18 protein-coding genes and 9 tRNA genes are annotated in these 25654 nt (G+C 43.7%); 10 read left to right on the top strand and 17 right to left on the bottom strand.

Annotated features, from left to right (window positions below; translation table 11 throughout):
- Positions 1-21: 21 nt before the first annotated feature.
- From DFP80_RS10240 to DFP80_RS10255, 4 genes are all read left to right on the top strand, one after another.
- Positions 22-252 carry a cell division protein ZapB gene (locus DFP80_RS10240; protein ID WP_113916711.1) on the top strand — a complete coding sequence of 77 codons (231 nt, stop codon included), beginning with the start codon at positions 22-24 and terminating at the stop codon, positions 250-252.
- Positions 249-722: a hypothetical protein gene (locus tag DFP80_RS10245; protein WP_113916712.1), complete on the top strand. Its 474-nt coding sequence runs from the start codon at positions 249-251 to the stop codon at positions 720-722. The genes DFP80_RS10240 and DFP80_RS10245 overlap by 4 nt, the downstream gene beginning before the upstream one ends.
- A gap of 186 nt (positions 723-908) precedes the next feature.
- On the top strand, positions 909-1859 hold the full coding sequence (locus DFP80_RS10250) for a ProQ/FINO family protein (RefSeq protein WP_113916713.1): 951 nt from the start codon (positions 909-911) through the stop codon (positions 1857-1859).
- A 51-nt stretch (positions 1860-1910) separates the two neighbouring features.
- A tRNA-Tyr gene (locus tag DFP80_RS10255) sits at positions 1911-1994 on the top strand.
- Between the two features lie 596 nt (positions 1995-2590).
- Here the strand turns inward: DFP80_RS10255 and DFP80_RS10260 are convergent.
- From DFP80_RS10260 to DFP80_RS10300, 9 genes are all read right to left on the bottom strand, one after another.
- Positions 2591-2666 (bottom strand) — tRNA-Lys (locus DFP80_RS10260).
- Positions 2667-2696: 30 nt separating this feature from the next.
- A tRNA-Pro gene (locus DFP80_RS10265) sits at positions 2697-2773 on the bottom strand.
- A gap of 2 nt (positions 2774-2775) precedes the next feature.
- Positions 2776-2851, bottom strand: a tRNA-Asn gene (locus tag DFP80_RS10270).
- A gap of 37 nt (positions 2852-2888) precedes the next feature.
- A tRNA-Lys gene (locus tag DFP80_RS10275) sits at positions 2889-2964 on the bottom strand.
- 14 nt (positions 2965-2978) lie between these two features.
- A tRNA-His gene (locus DFP80_RS10280) sits at positions 2979-3054 on the bottom strand.
- Between the two features lie 25 nt (positions 3055-3079).
- Positions 3080-3156, bottom strand: a tRNA-Pro gene (locus tag DFP80_RS10285).
- Positions 3157-3159: 3 nt separating this feature from the next.
- Positions 3160-3235, bottom strand: a tRNA-Asn gene (locus DFP80_RS10290).
- 40 nt (positions 3236-3275) lie between these two features.
- A tRNA-Ser gene (locus DFP80_RS10295) sits at positions 3276-3366 on the bottom strand.
- 63 nt (positions 3367-3429) lie between these two features.
- Positions 3430-4494: a polysaccharide deacetylase family protein gene (locus DFP80_RS10300; RefSeq protein ID WP_113916714.1), complete on the bottom strand. Its 1065-nt coding sequence runs from the start codon at positions 4492-4494 to the stop codon at positions 3430-3432.
- 198 nt (positions 4495-4692) lie between these two features.
- Between DFP80_RS10300 and DFP80_RS10305 the strand changes: the two genes are divergently transcribed.
- The 4 genes from DFP80_RS10305 (at position 4693) to glsB (ending at position 8910) form a co-directional block, all read left to right on the top strand.
- The gene (locus DFP80_RS10305) at positions 4693-5913 is read left to right on the top strand and encodes a glycine C-acetyltransferase (protein ID WP_113916715.1); all 1221 of its coding nucleotides are present in this window, start codon (positions 4693-4695) and stop codon (positions 5911-5913) included.
- Between the two features lie 3 nt (positions 5914-5916).
- Positions 5917-6942 carry an L-threonine 3-dehydrogenase gene (tdh, locus tag DFP80_RS10310; protein ID WP_113916716.1) on the top strand — a complete coding sequence of 342 codons (1026 nt, stop codon included), beginning with the start codon at positions 5917-5919 and terminating at the stop codon, positions 6940-6942.
- A gap of 73 nt (positions 6943-7015) precedes the next feature.
- Positions 7016-7825, top strand: a complete 810-nt coding sequence (nudC, locus tag DFP80_RS10315) for an NAD(+) diphosphatase (RefSeq protein ID WP_113916717.1) — start codon at positions 7016-7018, stop codon at positions 7823-7825.
- Positions 7826-7998: 173 nt separating this feature from the next.
- Positions 7999-8910, top strand: coding sequence for a glutaminase B (gene glsB / locus DFP80_RS10320; RefSeq protein ID WP_113916718.1), 912 nt, complete (start codon positions 7999-8001; stop codon positions 8908-8910).
- Between the two features lie 84 nt (positions 8911-8994).
- On the opposite strand, the gene ppnN is transcribed toward glsB, so the two are convergent.
- From ppnN to DFP80_RS10335, 3 genes are all read right to left on the bottom strand, one after another.
- Positions 8995-10368: a nucleotide 5'-monophosphate nucleosidase PpnN gene (ppnN, locus tag DFP80_RS10325; RefSeq protein WP_113916719.1), complete on the bottom strand. Its 1374-nt coding sequence runs from the start codon at positions 10366-10368 to the stop codon at positions 8995-8997.
- A 125-nt stretch (positions 10369-10493) separates the two neighbouring features.
- Positions 10494-11651, bottom strand: coding sequence for a cell division protein ZapE (gene zapE, locus DFP80_RS10330; protein WP_113916720.1), 1158 nt, complete (start codon positions 11649-11651; stop codon positions 10494-10496).
- Between the two features lie 52 nt (positions 11652-11703).
- Positions 11704-12609 carry a LysR family transcriptional regulator gene (locus DFP80_RS10335; RefSeq protein WP_113916721.1) on the bottom strand — a complete coding sequence of 302 codons (906 nt, stop codon included), beginning with the start codon at positions 12607-12609 and terminating at the stop codon, positions 11704-11706.
- Positions 12610-12783: 174 nt separating this feature from the next.
- On the opposite strand from DFP80_RS10335, the gene DFP80_RS10340 reads away from it, so the two are divergent.
- Positions 12784-14406, top strand: coding sequence for an NADH-quinone oxidoreductase subunit L (locus tag DFP80_RS10340; RefSeq protein WP_113916722.1), 1623 nt, complete (start codon positions 12784-12786; stop codon positions 14404-14406).
- Between the two features lie 9 nt (positions 14407-14415).
- Positions 14416-16869: a YbcC family protein gene (locus tag DFP80_RS10345; protein WP_113916723.1), complete on the top strand. Its 2454-nt coding sequence runs from the start codon at positions 14416-14418 to the stop codon at positions 16867-16869.
- A 12-nt stretch (positions 16870-16881) separates the two neighbouring features.
- On the opposite strand, the gene DFP80_RS10350 is transcribed toward DFP80_RS10345, so the two are convergent.
- The 5 genes from DFP80_RS10350 to DFP80_RS10370 all read right to left on the bottom strand — a co-directional run bounded on the left by DFP80_RS10350 (position 16882) and on the right by DFP80_RS10370 (position 25567).
- Positions 16882-18096, bottom strand: coding sequence for an MFS transporter (locus tag DFP80_RS10350; RefSeq protein WP_113916724.1), 1215 nt, complete (start codon positions 18094-18096; stop codon positions 16882-16884).
- A 169-nt stretch (positions 18097-18265) separates the two neighbouring features.
- Entirely contained in the window at positions 18266-21112 is a 2847-nt protein-coding gene (locus DFP80_RS10355) for a M16 family metallopeptidase (protein ID WP_158601363.1), read from the bottom strand.
- A gap of 93 nt (positions 21113-21205) precedes the next feature.
- Positions 21206-23950 carry a TonB-dependent receptor gene (locus DFP80_RS10360; protein WP_113916726.1) on the bottom strand — a complete coding sequence of 915 codons (2745 nt, stop codon included), beginning with the start codon at positions 23948-23950 and terminating at the stop codon, positions 21206-21208.
- 99 nt (positions 23951-24049) lie between these two features.
- Positions 24050-25042, bottom strand: coding sequence for a DUF4880 domain-containing protein (locus DFP80_RS10365; protein WP_113916727.1), 993 nt, complete (start codon positions 25040-25042; stop codon positions 24050-24052).
- A 12-nt stretch (positions 25043-25054) separates the two neighbouring features.
- The gene (locus DFP80_RS10370; protein WP_113916728.1) at positions 25055-25567 is read right to left on the bottom strand and encodes a sigma-70 family RNA polymerase sigma factor; all 513 of its coding nucleotides are present in this window, start codon (positions 25565-25567) and stop codon (positions 25055-25057) included.
- Positions 25568-25654: the final 87 nt, after the last annotated feature.

Below are 25654 nucleotides of genomic sequence, written 5' to 3' on the forward strand. Positions count from 1 at the left end.
TTATTTTTTAGGATAGAAACAATGAACAACGAACTACTACACCACCTAGAGCAACGCATTAATGACGCCGTAGAAGAAATTGGCTCACTGCGTAAACGAATTTCTGAATTAGAGATGCAAAACTACGAGCTTAGTGAAGAGAAAGCTGAAATTCAGAGCACTTTAGACCAAACAAAAGAACAACAATCAAACTGGGAATCCTCTCTTTCTCAAATGCTTAATCGCTTAAATCAAATGGACGACAAACAATGAAATCACTTCTACTTGCAGCTTTAGTTCTAGTCAGTGCACACGCATCTGCAGAAGGTCAAATTGCGAGTTTAGTTAATTTTGAATCAACCGCTGCCCGCCCGAACACTCCGGACGGACAAGACAACATAACGTCTATTCTAAATACCACGATGGAATACACCTTGCCTGAAAACATTTCATTCTATGGCGGGTTTTCATTTGTGCTGGGAGAAACGTTTGAAAGCTCTGTTACTGTAGGTTCCCGCTTTTATAGCGCCACACCCGCATTCCAGATATTTCCAGGTATTCCGATGTGGTCATTTATTGGCGGAGGATTATCATTCCTTGAGGACACAGTATACTATCCTGAAGCAGGCTTTCGTATAGCAACCTCAGATACATCACGCTTAGATGTATACATTAAGATACTTAATAGCAGCAACGACACCTATGACAAACATGTCATGGTTGGCGCAGGACTTACTTTCTAAGTAAGATGAAATTACTACCTCTTTTCGGCGCCAGTTTGCTAATAACAACGCTTTACGTATGGTGGCAAAGCGGAAATAATATTTCCGTAACACTGCCCAGCGAAAATCAGCGAAAAGAAATGATTGGCACAAGCAATACACCCAGTATTCCGCTGACTCCAATAAAAAATTGAGCCTTGTGTCTTTATGGAACAACTTATAACTAAACTCGAAGCAAGGATTAACTGGCTAACACAACAGCTAGAAAATGCGAATGAGGAAATACAAAGATTAAAGGAAAAGAACGATTCTTCCATTGAGTACAGCGCTTCAATGGACCTATTGCAACACATGGCTGATCGCTCAACTGAAGATCAATTGCAGCTCTACATTGAAGACTCCCTTGACCTTTTAAACGACGTATCAGTCCCGAAGCAAGCAACAAAATCAAACGCCGTTGAATATCAACTCAACTTTGATTTATTGCACGAGCATGCTGAAAGCAGCACCACAACCACGACAACAGAACAGATTGATTACATGACAACACAACAACCTGAGCTTAACGGCTTGCAAAAAGACGAGAAACTAGTCGATACCGACATTAGCGTACAAGAAGCAAGCGACAGCACGACAGAGACAGCGACTTTGACGCCAGAACAAAGAAAACGTCAAAAAAATCAAAAAAATAATCGCCGTCTAATCAAAATGCTTGAAGACCGTTACCCCAAAGCGTTTGACTGGAATCAACCAAAGCCTTTAAAAGTCGGCATAGACAAAGATATGGTATTGGACGATGACTTCAATACCAGTAAGCAAAAACGTGCCCTAGCAGCTTATACGCGCTCAGACAGGTACAAGAAATGCCTACTGTCTGGCCAACCACGAGTCGATCTAGAAGGTGTTGCCGTTAGTAATGAGCCAGCCCTACCTGAATCCATGATCCCCGCAAAAGCTAAAACGGCGACCACAGGTAGACCAGCAAAGGAAAAATCAGCTCAGCCTGCTCGTAATAAACCAAAGACTCAAGCTAAAAACAAAACACATTCAAAACCCAAACCAGCTAAAAATGCACCTAAACAAGAAGATATTTACGACAACCTATCTCCTGAAGAGCGCATGAAAGCAAAACTAGAAAAATTATTAAATAAATCTTAAAAAACTGTTTACATAACAAAGCGCGATGTATATTATACGTCGCGCTGCTGTGGAGGGGTTCCCGAGTGGCCAAAGGGAGCAGATTGTAAATCTGCCACGAAAGTTTCGGTGGTTCGAATCCACCTCCCTCCACCATTAGCAGTTTTCTTTATAGATTCATTCTTTTCTATAAAAAAGCCTAATGATTTTTTAGTCCTTAAAAAAACTACTATCTACTTATCCACAAAAATACATTCACTTAGAAATAAACCAAATACTGAACAAATACCTCAGTTAAACACACCATTATCCACAAAAAGCCAACATCTCACACAATAACCCGAACAGATACACACTTACCCACAGGAAAAGCCAACGAGACAACCCCAGAAGCCTCACAAAACCCACCCCTCAAAAGACAAATCAACCACCTAAAACCACTCTCAACCAAAACAAAAACAAAAACAAAAACAAAAACCAAACCAGCAAATACCACACAACATCAAAAAACCACTCCAATCAGATAGAACCCACTCAACACCCCACTATAGACGATAGACGATAGACGATAGACGATAGACGATAGACGATAGACGATAGACGATAGACGATAGACGATAGACGATAGACGATAGACGATAGACGATAGACGATAGACGATAGACGATAGACGATATTGAATAGATCTAAAGAAAGGTCAAGGTAAATTTAACACTAAAGGAAGGGAGCTAAAGAAAAAATCATGAGAAGAATGGTGGGTCGTACTGGATTCGAACCAGTGACCAATTGATTAAAAGTCAACTGCTCTACCAACTGAGCTAACGACCCGCTCATAATTTCTTTATGCAAACACCTTAATGGTCGGAGTAGAGAGATTCGAACTCCCGACATCCTGCTCCCAAAGCAGGCGCGCTACCAGACTGCGCTATACTCCGAATGGCTCCTCGAACTGGACTCGAACCAGTGACCCAATGATTAACAGTCATTTGCTCTACCAACTGAGCTATCGAGGAATTAATAAGGTTTGCAGAATTACATTCTGACGATAGTTGGTGGGTCGTACTGGATTCGAACCAGTGACCAATTGATTAAAAGTCAACTGCTCTACCAACTGAGCTAACGACCCAACTATCAGAGTAATGGGGTGGACGATGGGGCTTGAACCCACGACCGCCGGAATCACAATCCGGAGCTCTACCAACTGAGCTACGCCCACCATTACTAGGTGACGATAAAATTAATGGTCGGAGTAGAGAGATTCGAACTCCCGACATCCTGCTCCCAAAGCAGGCGCGCTACCAGACTGCGCTATACTCCGATCTGGCTCCTCGAACTGGACTCGAACCAGTGACCCAATGATTAACAGTCATTTGCTCTACCAACTGAGCTATCGAGGAACTAATTTTATCTTTGCTTACAACAACCATCTTTAGAAGATGGCGGAGGAGGAGAGATTCGAACTCTCGGTAGGCTATTAACCTACGCCAGTTTTCAAGACTGGTGCATTAAACCGCTCTGCCACCCCTCCGTTGCGAGCGAGGTGTATATTACGGATTTCAAAATTCAGTGCAACCTTTTTTTTAAAAAAAGATTAACTTTTTCCAATAACATAGTTTTGATCATCACCAGGACGAATCCAAACATTGGAATACCAGTAATAATGCTTCGCGCTTTGGTCTGGCATAGTACAGTTAATGCGGCCGCGCCCAACACCAAATGGTTTCTCTGCTGTCGCCCTTACTTCAGTATCAGACACCCAGTCCAGCTTAGCTTTACCTTGACCAGAAACATAGCAAGTTAGATCTTTAAGTCGATACTTACCTTCTTTAAAAGTCAAACTAATAGAAACCGGCTTATCTGTAGCATAATCTCCACCCTTCTTTTCCGACACTAAAGGCATTGGCTTAGCATTTAATTTCGTTTTCAGTGTAGACAACTTGGCATAAGCACCAGAAGCGGGAAAGCGGGGTAAATTTTCAAAATCAGATTCAGCACTCACTACACCAGACTGCTGGCCAAATGCCATTATGCCTCGCTCCTTCATCATGGTTCGAATCTGGTCATTAGACTCTCCATAAGGGTAAGCAAGCATTTTGGGTGAGTGACCAAGGTTTTTCTCTAGCAAAGCTTCAACCGTGTCTACCTCTTTTGTCATACGAGATAACCAAGCTTTGTCAGACTCATTCTTTTCTTTGCGCAGCATATAAGGATGACTAATAGTATGGTTGGCAAATACGCCTCCAGACTGCTCCATTTCTTTCATCTGATCCCAGGTTAAGAAGCTTCGGCTCTTACGTTCAACGGGCTCAGTATTGATAAAAACGGTAAAAGGGAAATGTCTTTCTTTAAGAATTGGAAAACCCGCTTGGTAAATACTGCGATAAGCATCATCAAATGAGATAGCAACGGCCTTCTCAGGCAGTGACTTATTCGCCTTTAGGTCATCCAATGCAGAGCGCAAATCTACTACCTGAAAGCCTGCGTTTTTTAGGTAGTCCATTTGTTCGGTAAATTGCTCAGGAGTAACAGAAGTCGATTTAGGTGAACTAGCACTCACATGGTGGTATTGCAGAACGGGTAAATAATCTTGAGCATGTACCGCAGCACTCGCGCTTAATGCTCCCAGTAGGATGCTGTAATGAACCTTTGACAACATGTCATTTCCTCTTTGCTTAATATTTGCCCACATTCTACGGACGAACAGACAGCATGACCAGCACCTTCAAAAAGCAAAACTGTTATGCCCATTTTACTATGTCACTGCATCTACTCATATTGATAAAGCCCTCCTACACTCGAAAGGTATAAGGAGTTCATTAGAAAGGAATGCCAACCAGCACAAAGAGGAAAGAATATGAGCAAATCTGTTTTTTATAAAAATTTAGACAATCAACTCCAGAACCTAAAAGAAGAAGGCCTCTATAAAGTAGAACGCCCACTTATCTCACCACAGGCCAGCGAAATTACCACCGCAGACAAAACACCTTTAATTAACCTTTGTGCGAACAATTACCTTGGACTGGCAAATAATAACCAAGTCACAAAAGCCGCTCATCAAGCGATCGATGAATACGGCTATGGCATGGCTTCCGTACGCTTTATTTGCGGAACACAAGACATACACACTCAACTAGAAAAAAGCCTCAGCGATTTCCTTCAAATGGAAGACACCATTTTATATTCTTCTTGCTTTGATGCTAATGGCGGACTATTTGAAACCTTATTAAGCGAGGAAGATGCGGTTATCAGCGACGCACTTAATCACGCCAGCATTATTGATGGCATTCGTTTATGTAAGGCAAAGCGCTATCGCTACGCCAATAACCATATGAGTGAACTAGAAGCTCAGCTACAGCAAGCCGATAACGACGGAGCGAAAACCAAACTTATTGTGACCGATGGTGTGTTTTCCATGGACGGTATCATTGCCGACCTTAAATCTATTTGTGACCTAGCTGACAAATACGATGCATTAGTCATGGTAGACGACTCTCATGCGGTAGGCTTTTTAGGTGCAAACGGCCGCGGTAGCCATGAGTATTGTGATGTACTGGGTCGCATCGACATCATCACTGGCACATTGGGTAAAGCCCTTGGTGGGGCTTCTGGTGGCTACACTAGCGCCTCAAAAAGCATTGTTGACTGGCTACGCCAGCGCTCTCGCCCTTATTTGTTTTCTAACTCACTAGCCCCCGTCATTACCGCCACCAGCTTGAGTATTATTGAATCACTAAAAACAGGTAATTCAGCTCGTAAGCAGCTAAAGGCAAACAGCGAATACTTCCGCACCCAAATGAGCACTTTAGGCTTCAACCTTGTTCCTGGCGATCATCCCATCATTCCGGTGATTTTAGGGGATGCAAAGCTCGCACAAGAGATGGCAAATGCGCTATATAAGGAAGGGATATTTGTAACAGGATTTGCTTATCCAGTTGTTCCCATGGGTAAAGCCCGAATCCGCACACAAATGTCGGCGTCACTAACAAGGGAACAACTTGATCGCGCCATCGCCGCCTTCAGCAAAGTAGGCCGCGAGATGGGTGTCATTGAAGGAAGTATGGAAGGAAGGAAATAAATAATGAAAACGCTTGCGAAGCTTCACGCTGAAAAAGGTATTTGGATGACGGACGCTCCTCATCCTGAATGCGGACATAATGATGTTGTCATAAAAATAAGCAAAACTGCCATCTGCGGAACAGATATGCATATTTATCAATGGGACGATTGGGCACAAAGTACCATTCCTGTGCCAATGACAGTAGGACATGAATTTGTTGGCGTAATTACAGAAATTGGCCCAGAAGTATCTGGCTTCAAAATTGGCGATCGTGTTTCTGGTGAAGGTCATATTACGTGTGGTCATTGTCGTAACTGTCGTGCAGGTCGCCGTCATCTCTGTCGAAAAACCCTAGGCGTTGGTGTCAATCGTACCGGCGCTTTTGCTGAGTATTTGGTTATTCCCGCTAGCAATGCATTTAAAATTCCCAATAACATCAGCGATGATATGGCGGCAATATTCGACCCATTTGGTAACGCCGCCCACACAGCCCTGTCATTCGACTTAATCGGCGAAGATGTTTTGATAACAGGTGCCGGTCCGATTGGCGCTATGGCGGCGGCGATTGCGAAGCACGTAGGCGCTCGCAATGTAGTGATTACCGATGTAAACGACTTCCGTCTCGACCTAGCGAAAAAAATGGGCGCAACCCGCACCGTCAACGTCAGCCGTGAATCGCTAAAAGATGTAATGAACGAAATAGACATGCATGAAGGCTTTGACGTGGGTTTAGAAATGTCAGGTAATGACACTGCATTCCGCTCCATGCTGGAATGTATGAATCACGGTGGCAAAATTGCCATGCTAGGCATTCCCGGTAAAGACACTCTGATAGACTGGAACCTGGTCATTTTTAAAGGCCTAATCATCAAGGGTATTTATGGACGAGAAATGTACGAAACTTGGTATAAAATGGTCGCTATGTTGCAATCAGGCTTAGACATTAGCCCTATCATTACCCATCGTTTTAACGTTAATGATTTTCAGCAAGGTTTTGACACCATGGGATCAGGTAAATCTGGAAAAGTTATTCTGGATTGGAATTAAATCCTCCCAAGTTATTGCGTCTAGAAGATGATCGCGTTAGCGTAATTCTTTTAGACGTAAACTGAGCAACCCCATGTTAGAAATAGGCACTCAAACACATCCGCTTCCCCATCAAGATGCGCTCTATATATTGCTACATCGCAACCAAGTATTGGTAGAGTCCGACAATCAATTTCTTACGCCTTTTACGCATTTTCAACCTAACTCAAAAATGAGTGCTATCTACTGTGGCCAATGGTTAGGGCAAGATATCTTCGTATGTCGTTTTGAATCTATCCCCAAAGGCTTTTCTGAAATTGGCCTCAGAGAGTTGCTCTTCTTACAAGACCAACATAATTACATTTTATTAAGTCGTGCTCACCAATTATCCACATGGGATAGAGACCATCAATTTTGCGGTCGATGTGGCTCGCCGATGAAAGAAAAGCACGCAGCAGAACATACAAAGATCTGTCCATCTTGTAATCTGCGTCACTACCCTCGCATTTCCCCTTGCGTCATTATATCCATCCGCAAAGACGACCAAATACTACTTGCTCGTGGCCCACAAGCGCCTAAAGGTAAGTTCAGTAATATTGCAGGATTTGTCGAAGCTGGAGAAACGTTAGAACAAGCCGTAGCAAGGGAAATTAGAGAAGAAGTCGGTCTAGAAGTAACCAACATTCGATATGTAAGCAGCCAACCCTGGTCTTTCCCACATCAACTAATGGCAGGCTTTTTTGCCGATTATGACAGTGGTGAAATCACTCCTGCTGCAGGTGAAATCGAAGAAGCTAACTGGTATCCGATCGATAATTTACCTCATATTCCAAACAGTGCCACTATATCAGGACAACTGATTAATCAGCATATAGAGCATATAAGAGACACGAAAACGCCATAATAACTCTCTCCATTGTTTTTCAAACACACTAACCATTCAAGTGGTGTGTTTGAAAAACATCCCTTATAAAACAAAACGGCTCTTTATCCCTAGAAATCTTTAGGTAAATACCTATACTAGCCCCCATCAAACTCAATCATTCACTTCCCCCTTAAAATAAAACTGAGAAACTCGTGGAAGATTTACTGCATTCAATAGAACAAAAAGTAAAACCATTAATCGGTTTAGGCAAAGTTGCAGACTACATACCCGCATTGGCGAATGTCGATCCCAACCAGTTTGGCATCGCCATCTACAGCAACGACGGTGAGCTTTATCATGCAGGCCAAGCTTACACAGATTTCTCGATCCAGAGTATTTCTAAAGTGTTTAGCTTAACCCTTGCTATCAAACACTATGGCGAGGATATGTGGAAGCGGGTTGGACGCGAACCATCAGGCAATCCGTTTAATTCTTTAGTGCAGCTAGAATACGAAGCAGGCGTACCACGTAACCCCTTCATCAATGCTGGCGCCTTGGTTATCAGCGACATGAATCAATCACGTTTTGCTTCACCGCATTACGCCATGCGAGAGTTCATTCGTCGCTTAGCGGACAACCCCTTGTTGAATTCAGACAAGGTCGTTGCAAACTCAGAATATGAATTCCGCGCTCGCAATGCGTCTATGGCGTATTTAATGAAAGCCTTTGGTAATTTTGAAAACGACGTAGAAGATGTCTTGCATAGCTACTTTGATAACTGCGCAATGCGCATGAGCTGTGTGGATTTGGCCAAGGCCTTTAGTTTTCTTGCTAACAAGGGCTACTCACAGCTTAGTGGCGAACAAGTATTAAGTTCACGAGAAACGACTCAAGTAAACGGTCTACTCGCCACCAGCGGCCTATACGATGAAGCAGGCAACTTTGCCTTTCGTGTTGGCCTACCAGGAAAAAGCGGCGTTGGTGGCGGTATTATTGCTATAGTGCCTAATCAATTCTCGGTTTGTGTTTGGTCACCAGAACTAAACAAATCTGGCAATTCATTAGCGGGCATGGCGGCACTGGAAGCACTGTCGGAAAGCATCGGCTGGTCAGTATTTGGTTAGGCTTAAACGTTAAAACAGAAAAGGGCTTCACGTGAAGCCCTTTTTTACATTAGAAATGTCTACAGATGACGTTATGCCATACTATTAGTCTGTGATCACCTTATAACAAGGAACATACGCACTGCCTGGCAACTTCATCCGTTGCTGACGAACGAACGCTTGTAACAAGGCATCCAGTTTCGCCAGTAAAGCTTTGTCCCCATGGATCTCAAAGGGCCCAAATTCCTTGATATAAGCCACACCTTGTGCTTTCACATTACCGGCAACGATAGACGAAAAGGCACGACGTAAATCCGCGGCTAGCAAATGAGTCTCTTGATTAAAGTGCAAATTCAGCTCACGCACTTTTTCATGAGTGGGTTCAAACGGATATTGAAACTCTTCGGGGATATGCAGTTTCCAATTGTAATAAAATGCATCTTGATGAGTTTTACGGTATTGGCGAACTTCTTCCATACCTTGCTTCATGGCACGAGCTACTTCCACCTCATCCTCAATAATGATGCGGTATTTGTTCTGTGCCTCTGCCCCTAAAACATCACCGATAAAAGCATTAATCTGTTCAAAATAGTCTGCGCTTTCTTTTGGCCCAGTAAACACCAAAGGAAAGGGTACATCCGCATTTTTGGGGTGCAACAAGATACCCAAGATATACAGAATTTCTTCTGCCGTACCTGCGCCCCCAGGAAACACAACAATACCATGTCCAGCACGAACAAAAGCTTCAAGGCGTTTTTCTATGTCTGGCATAATAACCAGTTGATTCACTATTGGATTCGGAGATTCAGCGGCAATAATACCCGGCTCGGTTAATCCCAAATACACGCCATTTTTAATACGCTGCTTAGCATGAGCAATGGCAGCACCTTTCATTGGCCCTTTCATTGCACCTGGTCCACAACCAGTACAAATATTCAACTCACGCAAGCCTAATTCATGGCCCACGCGCTTAGTGTAATCATACTCATGGCGCGCAATAGAATGACCGCCCCAACACACAATCATGTCTGGGTTTTGAATACGGCGAAATACATTCGCATTACGTAATAGCTCAAACACCACATTAGTTAACTTATCTGAACTGGCATTTTCTAAACCACGTGCAAGAATGTATTCGTGCTGAGTAAAAATAATGTCACGCAATACACTAAACAGCATTTCACGCACACTGCTAATCATCTTGCCATCAACAAAGGCACTGCCTGGGGCATTTTTTAATTGCAGTTTCACGCCTCGTTCTTGCTGTACAATGCGGATATCAAAATCTTTAAATTCTTCCATGGCGGCTTGTGGGTCATCGGAATCACTGCCGCAGTTCAAAATAGCTAACGCACAACGATGAAATAAATCATGAAGTGGACCTGATTCTTCTGATAGACGAAAAATCTCATCTTGAGATAACATCTCTAACGAACCTTTCGGTGCGACTAACGCATCAACGCGATCTTCGTACTGCATGATCGCCCTCCTTAATTGTCATCATATTAATGTCTGTTACATTCATCACTTTTAAATATATTGGTAGTGCATTCTGGTTTTATCAAGCTTTTACAAAAAACTAAGTGAAAATAGTCAGAATGAAATCAACCATTTAGTCCGTCTACTTGGGTAATGCGGCTTGCTCGCAATGACTGATAGTAATGGGATTTCATTTCAATTAAACGACTGTATGTACGACGAAACTCAAACAACAAAGAACCGTTTAAATACAAGCTGTCCAAGGGCACTTCCGAATTTAATAATAAGACCACCTGATGGTCATAACACTCATCGACTAGGCTGATAAAGCGACGCACAGCATCGTCGTTCACACCCAAGGAAACGGCACGTTCACCAGTTTGTCCTGAACCAATAGCACCGTCCTCTGTACCACGGGCCTTGATGTGTTCATAAGGTTCGCTGCTTAACTCTGGAATGCCTGTCAGCATTATCATGGGATACGTTTGTGCCAACTCGATGTAATCCAACGACGACCTTGGGCCATCACAGACAGCGTAAAAATCAAACCAAGCAATGTTCTCTGCTGATTCGATCACAGCAATGGCACGACGACACACTTGCAGAGGCTGCTGGTTGATTTCCCCCTGCGCCAGCTGCGTAAACAAGGCCGACATATCTTGCTCTTGTTTGACAAAATAAATCGTCGACGCACCTTTATGACGTAATCGGTGATCTTCCTCACCACCAAGATGAATACCATTCAAATGCGCTTGCAACAAGGCAATTGATGGAGCGAAGCGTTCTTTTTGCAACTGGTTTTGAAATAGGTCTTGAATGGCAATGTTCGACGTTGCCACCAACACTACTCCTTCTTCAAACAAGGCTTCAACCAAACCACCTAACAACATGGCATCGCCAATGTCTGAAACGAAGAACTCATCAAAACAAAGCACTCGGCACTCTGACGCTAAACGTTTCGCAATGCCTTTTAAAGGGTTTTTCTGGCCAAATGCAAGATTCAACTCTCGATGTAAACGTGCCATAAAATGATGAAAATGCAGCCTTAACGCCATTTTTTCAGGCAAGCAATGATAAAATAAATCCATCAAAAACGTCTTACCACGACCCACGTCGCCCCAAAGATAAACGCCTGTTATTGACTCTAACGTATCGCCGTCTAATGGATTCGTAAGCAAGGACTGATAAACACGTTCTAACTCATGTAACGCAGGCTGCTGACGCTCATCGAACGTCACTGCATTCTGCTTTAAGCGAGCCTGATAGGTTTGCAAAGGTGTCATGTGCTATTCCCTTTTTACTATTCTCTTTTTAAAAAGGAGCTTTTCTGAATGATCAAAGTGAATAATCGACAGAATACTCATGAATCGCGATCTTGATCAAATCCAGCACAGACTGTGAAGTGAACTTTCGCGGCATAGTAATGGCGTAGAAGTTTTCGAACGCTTGGGGAATGCTTTCATAATCCTGTAGCAGTTTCGACTGGATCTCATCTTTTACCACCACAGGTGGCAATACAGACAAATACCCACTGTCCCTTGCTAGCAGTCGCAACATCGCCATGTCATCCACTTCCGCCTTGATATTTGGCTGATATTGATGAGTGGCACAAAAGGATTCAAATGACGAACGTATATCGGTATTACGCCCAGGTACTACCCATTTTTTGTCTTCATAGCCTTGCGGAAAAGGCATGTCTGGCTTTTCGCCATAAGGCCCAACAATCGCCACAGCTTGTCGAGCGACCAATTGATTTCGCCATGTAGTATCATGACCTTCACTTAAAATAGCGCGATTGGTCAACGCCAAATCTAATTCATGATTAACGAGACCATTGAGCAAATCTGTCATGCCTCTTGATGAAAGCGAAAAATCCACGTTCTCACTTTTTAACAAGGGTGCAATAAAGCTCTCGATGAAGTTTCTCGACAAGTTACTTTGGACGCCAATGGTAATATGCTGAACCTGCGTAGCACCGTCTTTCTGGATAAATTTCTCTAGCTCTTCGCCGGTATTAAAAATATCTTGCGCATACGCCAGCACACGACGACCAACATCGGTCAGAACTAACTTACGCCCTTGCCGAACAAATAACGCCACATCCAAGCTTTGCTCCAGCTGCTTGATCTGTGCTGACAACGCCGACTGAGAGATATGCAAGGCTTCTGCCGCTTCTGTCAGACTCGGGCTCTTGGCCACTCGCCAAAAATAATACAGATGATGATAGTTTAATCGACTCATGATCAATGGCCTTAAAATGCTTGCGACCTTTGCACGAGATCAAAAAACAGGAGTCGTACAAAAAATATCACATAAATAAAAGAGAACGTTTTCAGATAATATATGTATTTTTATTAACAAAATAAAGCCTTCATAATCGCTCCCGCCTGTTTAACCCCACAAATGAAGGTTTGTATGTCCTTAGTCGCGTTGAGTTTTTTACCCATTTTCATTCCCTTAACATTGTTTCTGGGAGGCTGGTATATCGGCCAAGAAAAAATACAACACGTGGCGCAAAAAGCATCTCGATTAAGTTTTGTCTTGCTAATTATCTATCTCGCCACCTTTCCGATCAGTTACTTTTTTAACGAGGCTTGGCAATCTTCCGTTTTAATTCGTCATACGATACTCAACCAGATCATGCTTGGATTGGTGACGATTATGGGGTGGATGCTAATCAGTTTCTCGCGTCACTACATGGTAGGGCAGGCTAATCTAAATCGTTATTATCGCTGGTTAATGTTTACCTTGGCATCCGTTGCCATCACAGTCACCACAAACCACTTAGTGATTTTCTGGCTCGGTTGGTTAGGCATTAGTTTGTCACTCAACAATTTATTAACCTTCTATGCGGATCGTCCACGAGCTATTCTCGCTGCCCACAAGAAATTCATGCTGGCACGCGTTGCAGAGCTATCTTTGCTTGTCGCTTTTGCCTTGCTTTACCAGCAATACGATAGCCCATACATCAACACTATTATCAATACCGCTGTTGCCCAATCTAACGCAGGACTGACATTACACTGGCAAGAGCAAGTCGCCGCTTGCTTGATCGCATTCGCTGCGTTAATCAAATGCGCTCAGCTGCCTTTCCATGGTTGGTTGATTCAGGTGGTCGAATCGCCGACACCCGTTAGCGCCTTGTTGCATGCTGGCGTTATCAATTTGGGGGGGTACCTTCTGCTTTTATTCACGCCTTTGGTTGCACAAAGCGCCCTAGCAACCTGGTTATTATTGATTGTGGCTGGCTTATCGACGCTCGCCAGCGCCTTGATCATGACAACTCGAATCAGCATCAAAGTTCGCCTTGCTTGGTCTACTTGTGCGCAAATGGGCTTGATGCTGTTAGAGTTTGCCTTAGGTTTGTACGAATTAGTCTTGCTGCACTTGCTCGCTCACTCCTTTTACAAAGCCTATTCTTTTCTCAACTCCGGCAACGCAGTAAATGACGCCATTAGATTACGCCTTTCTAGTGCCGCAAAAACCAATACTCAGTTTCCATCAACGAACAAAGCCGTTTTACCTAATGCGCAAACCTGGCTACTTGCCCTCGGCTTAAGCACCGTGATTGTGACCATTATCCGAGTATCATTTGGCTTCGAGAGCGCATTTAGTGCTTGGTGGTTATTCGCTCTCGCACTTACTGTTCTTATCGTACAATGGCGCACATGTGAACATTCACCTTCTATTATTTACACCTTCGCGATGGGCATACTCCTGTGTGTGATTTATGCCGCGCTAAAGTTCGCCATGCACTACGCCTTGCCAGCCTATCCAACGCACACAGTTCAGGCTTTTTCTCTAGCCGATATCTGGGCAATGCTTCTATTTAGCCTGCTCTTCATCTTGAGTACGCTGTTGCACTACCAAGTGCGCTGGACTGCAATTCGTCGTTTATCTATTGCCCTGTTTGCTGGCCTCTATTTGGACGAATGGCTCACTCGTCTGGTGCTCAAGTTCTGGCCTGTCACCTTACCCGCCAGAACCAAAGAACAACATCAAGCAACTACCAAAAATCAACAGTCGCTAAAACCTTAGGAGAATCGCATGACGATTAAGATAAACAACACCTTAAGCATGCAGCAAAAAGACCTCTTGCTTGATGCGACCAGCACCCTTGCTCCTCATTGGCCACTAGATAAATTAATCGCAGTGAATCCGTTGTGGTCATTAGTGGATAAACCCTTTGATGAAGTCTCTGATAGACTGTCAGCCTTAGCTGGTATCAAACCCTTTTTACCCATTGACTCTTACCGAGCTTGGTTTGAGGAAGGACGGATTTCACACACTAGCCTGGTAAAAGCGGCCAACCATTACGCTCTAAACGTGGCACCAGAATATTTGCTAGAGCATTTATCTCACCCCAACAGTCAGCCCCATAACCAACCAGTAGCATGGCGTAACCTTGCAGATCTTGCCGACCAACAAAGACCCGCCAATAAAATGTCATGGCATGATGAAATCACCCATCAAGTCAGCCAGTTTTGCGCTGCTCATTATCAACAGCAAAGCCCTACATTAAGACAACAAAACATTAACAACGAGCTAGACCTATACAGCCATTGGTTAGAAGTGACCAATGAAGACAAAGGCCTAAGTATTATCATGGCCGAACCGAAGCTCACCGAGTTTTTTCATCATTTACCCAGCAACAAAGAAGACTTATTTGCTCTGGTTATCAAAGAATTGGCCTTGGATGATCAAGCACTGCATTTCTATGCACAGGCGCTGTTGCTGGATATTAATGGTTGGAGCAGCTATCTGGCTTACTTGAATTGGTCCAAAGGCGATAACAACGAACGCCTAGCAAAAGAAAACCATGTGGAATCTTTACTTGCCATCAAAATGGCGTGGGAATTGGTTATTTGGCGTTACCTAAAACACACAGCACCCATTTTACTCTCAGCGATCGACACCACCTGGACAGCGCAAAAGAATGCCATTCCGTCACTAATTCAAACCCATAAAGACGCGCTATTAACCTCCAAAATTTGGGCACTAGCACTGGAATACAGTGAGCAAAAAAACTTACATAAAATGCTAACCCTTACACCTCCTTCATCTTCTATAGCGGATTTAGAAAGACCTGAACTACAAGCAATTTTTTGCATCGACGTTCGCTCAGAAGTGTTTAGGCGTGCACTAGAAAAGCAATCCGACAAAATTCAAACGCTTGGCTTTGCTGGCTTTTTTGGTTTACCTATCGAATTCAAAGCAAAAGACAGTCATTATGCTCGCCCACAACTGCCCGGCTTATTATCCGCGTCCATTACCGTCACCGAATGCACTAGCGACAAAGGTCACGTTCACCACCAACAAAAAGAAGCTCGTTGGCATCGCTGGGGGCACGCCGCACCAGCGTCGTTTTCTATGGTGGAATCCATGGGCTGGTGGTACGCCTTCAAAATGTTCAAACAAACACTCTTCTCCAAGAGACAAGCGCACCCAGCAAATCGTTTAACACCAAATACAGGCTGGCAATTGACTCAACATGGTCTTGCTCTGACGGATCAAGACAAGGCCAATTTGGCGAGGGGTATTTTAGATACCATCAAGCTAACCACCTATGCACCCATTGTCATGTTAGTGGGCCACGGTAGCCATACCAGCAACAATCTTCATGCCGCAGGGCTAGAATGCGGTGCTTGTGGCGGACAAAGTGGCGAGATCAACGTCAGGGTATTAGCATCACTATTGAATGACAATACAGTACGCGCCCTGCTCAGCAAAATGGGCGTCGCCATACCAAGTGACACTCACTTTATCGCCGCGCTTCACAACACCACCACGGATCAACTAACCTGCTTTGATCCACTAGAAGGCGCAAAAGATCTTAACAGTAAATTGACCAACTGGTTTGAAAAAGCACAGTATTTGGCGCAACAAGAACGGGCGGCAAAGTTAGATTCATCCTTACTAAAAGCATCTGATAAACAACGCTCGAAGGCTTTTACCAAACGTGCAAACGATTGGTCACAGGTGAGTCCTGAATGGGGGTTGGCCAACAACCACGCCTTTATCATCGCACCGCGTCAGCAAACTCGACACCTTGATCTGCAGGGACGCAGCTTCCTGCACGATTATGATCAAAACAATGACCCAGATTTCAGTATTCTAGAGCGTATTCTTACTGCGCCCATGTTGGTGACTCACTGGATCAACATGCAATACAACTTATCAGTAACAGACAACTTCAAATTCGGCTGCGGTAATAAAGTACTGCACAATGCCGTCGGCGGTAACATTGGCGTATTTGAAGGCAACGGTGGGGATTTGCGAATTGGGCTTTCTATGCAGTCTTTAAGCGATGGTCAAAAATGGATGCACACGCCTGTTAAACTTGCGGTTTATGTCGCTGCACCCAAAATTGCTATCGAAGAGGTCGCCGCCAAACACAACATTGTCAGGCAACTGATCGATAACAGCTGGCTGTATTTGTTTCAATGGGACGAGAATAAAATCCAGCGCTTTCACCAACAACAATGGCAAGCGCTGGAATAAACCAGAATTCGCTCAGGCAACCCTAGTGCGCAGCCGTGCTACTGGTTGATCATCAATCAGCACATGAAGCAAAGCTGTGACTAATGCAATCACGCAAGCGGCCCACCAAACGATATCGTACGACCCTGTTGCGTCATATAAATAGCCGCCTAACCAAACACCGCTAAATGAGCCAAGTTGATGACCTAAAAATACAATGCCATACAACAACCCCATATAACGCAAACCAAACATTTGCGCCACGATACCAGAAGTGGGAGGCACGGTTGCCAACCAAAGCAAACCCGTAACGATGGAAAAAGCGTACACAGAATACGTCGTTATAGGAAAGTACATAAACGCAGCGATCGATAGCGCTCTTAAGGTATAAATAATAGTGAGTATCTTTTTCTTCGAATATTTTCCAGACCATGATCCAGACAAAAGACAGCCAAAAATATTAAACAGACCTATCAATGACAAACTGGCCACCGCTACATCTGACGAAAAACCTTGGTCGGACAAGAATGGTGGCATGTGAACCGTAATAAATGCCAACTGAAAACCACACACAAAAAAACCCACTACGAGCAGCCAATAATGTGAATACGCGCTAGCCTCTTTTAGCGCTTCTTTCATAGTTTGTGATACATCTTGAGCGGTGCCATTTGAACTGCCAGCGGCTTGACGGAAAGGACCAGACAACAACACCATCATCAAAGCACAAAGTGCCAATAGCATCAGCGCCGTGCTCCAGCCATAAGCAGAAATAAAGCCTTGCGCCACAGGGATTACCAACAACTGCCCAGCGGAACCCGCGGCACTGCCCAAACCTAACGCAAAGGAGCGTTTCTCAGGTGATACCATCCGTGCCATAGCAGGTAACACCACACCAAAACCTGTAGCAGAAATCCCCATCCCCATCAGTAAACCCGCACCCAGGTTCAAGTCAAATACACCGTCTGCAGTCGCCGTCACATACAACCCCAGCGCATACAAAGCCGCACCGATCCAGACTGTTTTTAAGGTGCCAAATCGATCGGCAAACGCACCAGCAATAGGCTGAGATAACCCCCACCATAAGTTCTGCAATGCCAACGCAAACGCAAAGACTTCACGGCCATAACCAAATTCTTGGGAAATGGGCGACATAAAAAAACCCATTGATGAACGCAAACCAAAGTTCAACGCTAGCAACAGGCACACAAGAGCAATAGACACACTAAGCAATTTCACGGGACGCGACATGAAGGTTTTCCTAAACAGGCCAAATAATCAAAGAACATAAAATTTCATAATATTCATGCCATACGTATAAGTCGAGTAATAAGAAGGAAATGAAAAAAAGCGCCTTCGAGAAAGCTCGAAGGCGCTTTTTAAAATAATCGATTAATTTCAATACGGTAAGATAAATATCTTATTCTACAATGGGTCTATATAAGCCTGTTACTCTGTCTTTAAACGTTAGCCTTTCAGCCATGAGTTTCAGCTTATTCAGCGTCAAGGCACTGGTCAGTTTTTCCATGTTATGTAAGTAGCTAGTGTCACCGAAATACACCTCACTGAGTTCAATACGATGCACTAAAGTTGCATCAAATGCATTGTTCAGACGACTTTTTTCAACATCAATAAAAGCCTCATAAACATCATTCGTCCATTCCTCAGTTACCATGGATGATAATTCTAACAAGACCATTTCCGTCATCCTTGCCAAATCATCTAATCGAGCTGGTGAACTCGAATATTGAATTTTCAATTCGGCACGATCGGTGTCTTTGTTCAACTCTAAATCGACACGAACACTGTACACTCCTTGCACTTCACTGCGTAGTCGTTGTTTTAATTTCGTTTCTAAGCGTTCACCCAAATACGTTAATTGCAACGCAGCTTCGGGTGTCCACTCCACAGAATCGTACGCGTACAATCTATATTCTGCTTTAGGCTCTGTGTTCAATGACACATCAACCGTCAATTGCCCTTCACGCTGTAGAACTGGCGTCGTTTCATAATCCGACTCACTGTAGGCTGCAGTATCACGAGGAATACTCGCAAGATAGCGGGACACTAAGCGCGTCACCTCATCTTCTGGTAAACGGGACACAATAAAGTACTGAACCGGTAACGCCACTTGCTTTTGTCGAAGCGCCTCTAAAGCTTCAAGAGATAAGGGCTCTAGAATCGACAAGGTGGGCGCCAAATCTGTATCGCCAAAGCGCGCCACGGCAAGATGTTTTGAAAATACTTCAATCGGCCGCTCTACACTAATACCCGCATTTCTTTTCATGCTCATCATCACTCTGTCGTAGACATCGGCATTGATATTTGGAAGCGTTTGATTGACATGATAAAGGTTCAATAAATTCTCGAATACACCATTATCAACAGCCCCTCGATACGCCAAACTTTGAGCCTTTTGCTTTGAAGACAACAAAACCTTTTGTTCAGTGCGCCATTTTTGAAACTCTTCTGCCGTCCAGCCATACACACCGGTTGCTTGAGACATTTGTACCGCAATTTGCTCAGCCCAAGTAGAACCTTTGACAACATGATAGCCCGCACTGGACATCGCAGAAAAATAGCTACTATGCTTGCTTTCATCAGAAGACACCACATCATATTTTTCCGCAAGTATTCTAGGGTCTAACAAGGTTAATTTATCACCATTGGACAATGACCAATGTGATACCCCCAACGTTTCATCCCTATTAATTAAGGCGATAGAGCCAGTTTTGGCTACTTTCGGCAGTTGCCTTTCGATAACTTTTTGCTCTATTTCTAACGGCGCTAGATGACGCTCCTTCATCCTGTTAAAAATGCCATCCACGTCTTTCATTGTTCCCAGATTAATGTCTTTTCCACCCACAGCTTGCGTATATAAAATACGATCGGAAGAAGATAACCACTGGCCTAAACGAGCATTAACATCCGCCAATGAAATGCTTTCAACCAAGCGTAAAATACGATTATTACTCTCTTCAGGGTCATGTACTATTTTATCTGACGTAACCGCTTCCACCATTTTTACAGACCAGATCGTGCCACGACTTTTGGCCGCGGTTTTATTTCGTTTCGCCGTCTCGATAACTTTCTCATACACCTCATCAAAGTCTGACTGTGAAAAACCTTGGGAGTTTATACGTACCAACTCTTGAATTAATGACTGTAAACCTGCGGCATGAAACCCCTCATCCACATTCACCGAGAAACCTAAAATGGCCACATTAGGGGAGACTGCCCCCTTGGTACTCGATAAAGCACGAACATGCTCTGGCAACACACCGCGCTGTCGGCGAATTTGCTGAGTCAGCAAATTACGCGTCATGTAATCGATCAGACCATCTCGACGACCTTCATCTGTATGAGACAATTCGCTCTTGAAGCGATACAAGAACGCAACACGATTGACTTTACTACCAGCATCATTCAGCTGTCCTATCTTCAGCTGATCATCTAACTCTGGGTCTTTCGGGTGTCGACGCGGTAACACGCGTGCAGGTTCATCGCCAAAAGTACGCTTAATTTTGGCTTCTAGCGCCTTTACATCCATCGGCGAAAACAGAACCAATGCCATATTATTTGGGGCATACCAGTCTTTATAAAACGCTTGTAGCTTGTCAGCTGGTGTATGTTTAATAGACGCTTGTGTACCAATAACGGGGCGCTCTGGATACAAAGAACCGACGCGTAACAACGCTTTCTTTTCATCATTTATGCGAGAACGATGGCTTAACTTACCGCGCCATTCTTCTTGGATAATCAGGCGCTCTTTATCCAAAGAAGAGGCTTTGATTTGAGCATGAAACGCAATCTGCTGATAAATATCCAACACGCTATTTAGGCGCTCAGGCGTGGAGTTTTTCAAATTCACCATATAACGGGTATTTTCACTGTTAGTCATAGCGTTGAAATCACGACCTTGTTTAAACCCCATGTCGGTGAACGCTTTTCGAACCCCATTTGGCAAATCATCACTCTCATGGAACACCATGTGTTCCACCATATGCGCCACACCTAACTGGTCTTTTTCTTCGTCAATGGCACCAGACAGCACCACTAAATTTGCCAAAGTTAAGCCTTTGGGTGTGTCTTTCTCTTGTCGAGAATCAAATAAATAATAACGAAAACCATTGTCCAACGTGCCATGCACCACTCGTTTATCCCAGCCTAATACGCCATCTTGTGCATTCCCTATCGACGATAAAACAGACAATAAAAACAGTAGCGCTACATGAGTCGCATTAAACCAAATTCGACGAAAAAACATATAAACCATCACTTAAAAGAGTAAAAACACAGCAAAGCAGGCGCTCGTAAGAGCCCCTGCTTTGAAAGAATAGAGAGAAAAAAAGACATGAAACTAGAAGCGCATACCGACTTCTAGACTGCCAGAACGCCCAAGGGTGTATGAGTAATTATTTGAACTGGTCGATTTATCGATATAGTCATCAAACACATTATTCACCGACAACTTAATGTAACCTTCAACCTTGGTAAATAATTCAGGCTTCCACTCAATAGACGTGTCTAATGTAATAAGTTGGTCGAATTTTAAATCGTCATAAATATCGTAAGTTCCAGTGGAATCGGTGTAATTTTCTCCCGTGTCTTGCGCGACCTTTCCTCCTGATTGCACGTTAATGCTGTTGGCAACAATCAAGCGCCAATCAGGAATTTCTGTACGTGTTGAAAAACCAATACTTAAAGGAATATTAAAATCGAATGATGGCAACTGAGATTCGTAAATCACACTGCCTTTATAATAAATTTCATCTGACGACATCATTTCTTCATAAGACACGTCACTAATCGTATTGCGCTCGCTTTCTTGGTAACTAATAGACAGCTTGCCATAGGTATCTGTTGCGCCGATTTCAAATGGGTTGCGCGTTTCAAAGGTTAATGACACCGTATCAGTAGAGCTGCGACCTTCATTGGAATAGTAATCTAAGCCATCTGCTGTTTCGGTGCGGGTAACAAGATCTCGACTTTCTCGATTAACGAATTGCAATGTTGCATCAACAACACCAAAACGCTGAATAACGCCAATGTTCCACTCATCCGAATAAGGTGTATCAAGGTTATAATCACGGAAAGATTGGTCTGTATAGTTCGTTTTCCTATTTAAGCTGCCATCAGAGTTATAACGATACATGGTGCGCCATGAACGTAATGTGCTATTAACTTCGTATCGAAAAAAATCACGACCGTAATAGCGGTTTGCTCCTGCCAGTAGTTGCGTTTTCTTATTACTGAAAACATCCCACTGTGTAGTGATTCGAGGGGATAAATCAACATTCCCTAGGCTGGAACTATAATCAGCACGAACTCCCAAATAATGAGTCCAGTCACCTTTTTTTATGGTGTCTGAAAAATACACGGCAGCTGAATGGTAGGTTTTTTCTAATTTGTTTGCGGCAATAATGTTGGTAATGCGTAGATATTCATCATCATAATCAATGACGCCATCACCGTTACTGTCCGCACATCCATTGTTGATACAACGATAATTCTGACTGACAATATCACCGTCAACTTCGTAGAACATTTTCTTATAACCTAGCTCTAACCCCGTCTGTAATGAATGCTCGTAAGTGCCTACATCAAACGCATTTTGCAGCCACTCTACGGTAAGCTTTGCGCTGTTTTGCTGTTGATTAACGTTGCCATATCCACCGGAGTACGGCCAATTTCCATTGTAATAATCAACATAATGGTAGGTATAAGTTGAATCGTCTGAATCTAGAGTGTCTTTTGCTTCATCATAAGAAAGCAGCGTCTTCAAAACGCCTGAGTTCATGCGATACTCTGTGTCTATACCAAGTCCCAATGCTTGATGAGACTTCACAAATGCCGAATCAAAAGATGCATTGGTGACCCCATCGTGATAACGGTTGGCATACAGCATGGACACACCAATGTCTAAATCTTGGCTGGCTTTGTAATCAAATCTGGCCATGACATTATCGACCGTATCATCGTACTCTACACCTTGCTTGCCATAGACAGTATTACCGATGTTTTTCACATAACTCTGATCAAAAGCCGACGTTGCCCTTGATGCGGTAAATGTCATACCCAGTTTATCGGTAATGCCCTGAGCACCTGTGAATGTATAGGTCTGCTTTAAATACTCTGGCGTATATTCTCCTTCTAATGAATCACCATCTGCCATATCTTCCTCTAAAGATTCATCAGCGTGCATTTCATCCCACTCATCCTTAGAGATTCCATATTTTACTGACAAATAATCTTCACCATCGTAATGCTTAAGTTTCGAGGAAATTACACCACCAAGAAAGCCGCCAAATTCAACAGGTACGTTAGAGTCATATACGGTGACGGACTCAAGTGCATCAGGATCAACATAATAACTTTGAGAAGAACTGCCCGAAAGCATACTCAGGTTTGTCGGAGAAATTGGATTAGAGTAAGTGTCTTCAGAATCTCCTGGATTCAAGTCATTATTGGCAGACATGCCGTCAATTACATAGGAGTTTTGATAATGAGACTGACCATGAATAGACACTTCATCTGGGCGCATACTTGCGCTATTTGCCGAAGTGCTAGAAGAGCGACTAAACCGGGCAGCGCCATTGCTTTTTAACAAATCCGTTAAATTTGAAGTATCGCCTGCCATACTTTCGATTTCACTTGAACTTGTAACATCCTTGCCTAACGTTGCAGAACTTCTCCCTCCTTCAACCATTAAGGGCGACATTGTAATGCCATCCTCCCCTTCACTCACCTTATTTGGGTCAATCAATACAATGCTATTGCCTTCCCCTATTTTATAAGACAAGCCCGTGCCAGAAAGCAGTAAATCCAAAGCCTGCGAAGTCGAGTATTCACCTTGAAAACCCAATGTACGTTTACCAGAAAGCAGATCGCCGCTGCCACCTAAGAACAGACCTGACATCGCGGCAAAAGTGTTTAATGCTTGCGACAAAGTACCCGCAGGAACATTGTAGTAACGAACAGTCTCCGATCTCGATTCAGCATAGGCGGCAGGCGTAGCAACACCATTTGCAAAAGCAACACTCGCCGCTAACAGCGTTAAGACGCTGCGACGTTTTATAAATCGCACAGAAGGGGTAAGTGCCATGAGAATACTCCGTAATAATAATGCTTATTACTACTATTACCGAGTGAGACACTCAAAAGGGGACATAAAAAGAAAAACTATTTTCATTTATCTGAAGAGTTAAGCAGCATAGATGCTTGCCCACCAAGGAAGGACACGCTTAATTTGAATAGGAAAGGCATTTTCAAGCATATCAAACACCAAGTTGACATCTTGTGCCGGGTAAGTACCAACCACTCGAAGCGAAGCAATATTTGGATCAAGGTTTATATAGCCATGACGATAGCGACCTACTTCCGCAATGAAATCCGATAACGCCATATCATCAACAACCAATAACCCTCGCGTCCAAGATTCGTGAATGGCTAACACTGGCTGAATATGACCAATGGATTGCTCATCAAATATCACTTCCTCACCGGCGCTTACTTTTTTCACAGCACCAGAGGAAAGTGGTGCCAATGTGATGGCCCCGTCATAAACAGCCAAAATAGCTTGCTGATTCGAAAGATGGCGTATACAAAAGCGAGCTTTGCCAGTCACTGATGTCATCACAGCTTGTTTACAAGCCACACTAAATGGAGTCGCGTCTATTCGGTCATCGGCTTCAAACAAAGCTTCACCTTCCACCAAAGTCAGCTGGCGAAACGAAGACGAAGTCGCGCGATTCATTGCACTGTTCGTATTAAGCCAAACTTTTGTACCATCCGCTAAAGCAAAATGACTCATCTCGCCCACAGAGGTATGAAAATCAGCCGCCCAAGACGCCACCATCGAAGGCAGCGCTGTTTGCTCCCAACTGAACCAACCTAAAGAGGCCAACCCCGCAACACTCATAATGCCTTTCATCATTTGACGACGACTCATGTCTCTCGAACCACTGGAACCCAAAACATGACCTACAGATTGCTGTAAAGGGTTGTCTTGGAAAGAGGAAAACATTGCGCCAACCGATTCAACTTGCTTCCATGCTTTGCGGTGTTCAATATTTGCTTCAAGCCAAACCAGCCAAGCATCACGCTCTGCATTAGAAACCGACTCGTCTGACAAAATGGCAAACCATTCAGACGCTTCTTCTAAATGAATGAAGTTTGAAGATTTCGGGGGTGTCATAAATGAAACCTTCTATAGATCGGATTGAAGTAAAACACATTGCAGCATGGCTTGCGCCATATAGCGTTTGATCATGCGCTCAGAAACAGACAAACGCTCCGCAATTTCGCGATAGGTTAAACCATGCACTTGCGACAAAATTAGCGTATTAGCCACTTTTTTAGGGAGTTTAGCGATCATCGCATCAAGCTCACAAAGTAGCTCAATCATGGATGCCGCATGTTCCGCTGAAGGTGCATACTCTTCTTCTCGAAGCGCCAGAGACTCTAACCATGCCTGCTCAACTTGGCGCCTGCGCCAATGATCAATGTACAAGCCTTTCGCAATTGTACTAAGGAAGGCTCTCGCCTCCCCTATACGCGTAAAAGAATGCGGTTTCTTCAATAAACGAACAAAAGTGTCTTGAGTTAAGTCTACCGCAGACTCATTACACCCTAATTTTCGACGAATCCATCCGGTTAACCATTGGTGATGCTCTACATACAAATCACCAACTTCCTGTGTCGCTCGCTGTTCAGGATTCATCGGATGAAAATACCTCATTGCTTCACATGTATTTAAAGTGTAAACAAAATACACTAAATGAGAATCAATATCAATAATGACACATTA

Origin of the sequence: Marinomonas rhizomae (assembly GCF_003315485.1) — a bacterium.
In the GTDB taxonomy this organism is placed as follows: domain Bacteria; phylum Pseudomonadota; class Gammaproteobacteria; order Pseudomonadales; family Marinomonadaceae; genus Marinomonas; species Marinomonas rhizomae.